A 376-nucleotide genomic window follows, 5' to 3' on the forward strand; every position below is an offset into this window, starting at 1 on the left:
TCATCTCTTTGTATAATTCGCAAGAAAATGAGTCGTAATTCCTCCTTTAGTTCATCCTTATGTTGGTGGCTGACAATGCGCAATAAATCATCAAAACACGCCTCGCTATTGATCATTCGAAGAAAAATCAGTTCTTTCCATTCTTCAGCCTGTTCCTGAAACGAATCCATAGCGGCTAAAATAAGCTCAATATACTTGGAAAACCCTAAAGTGCTTGCATAGGATTCGATCGCATGGAGTACGCCATACATGACTTCTTCCTGTTGTGTTCGATCATCTAATACGCTTAGAAATAACGGGAGATGCTCTATTTTTTCTTGTTGATACAAGAGGGTTAAGGCTTCTTCAAATTGTTCCACTTCTTCCTCACTCGTCA

General features: G+C 39.4%; 1 protein-coding gene. It reads right to left on the reverse strand.

Going from position 1 to position 376, the window contains the following annotated elements; all coding sequences use genetic code 11:
- Positions 1–376, reverse strand: a 376-nt coding sequence (locus tag GJV76_RS15660; RefSeq protein ID WP_230381586.1) for an Imm30 family immunity protein, incomplete at both ends; no start/stop codon positions are given.

This window comes from Myroides albus, from assembly GCF_009711045.1.
In the GTDB taxonomy this organism is placed as follows: Bacteria; Bacteroidota; Bacteroidia; order Flavobacteriales; family Flavobacteriaceae; genus Flavobacterium; species Flavobacterium album_A.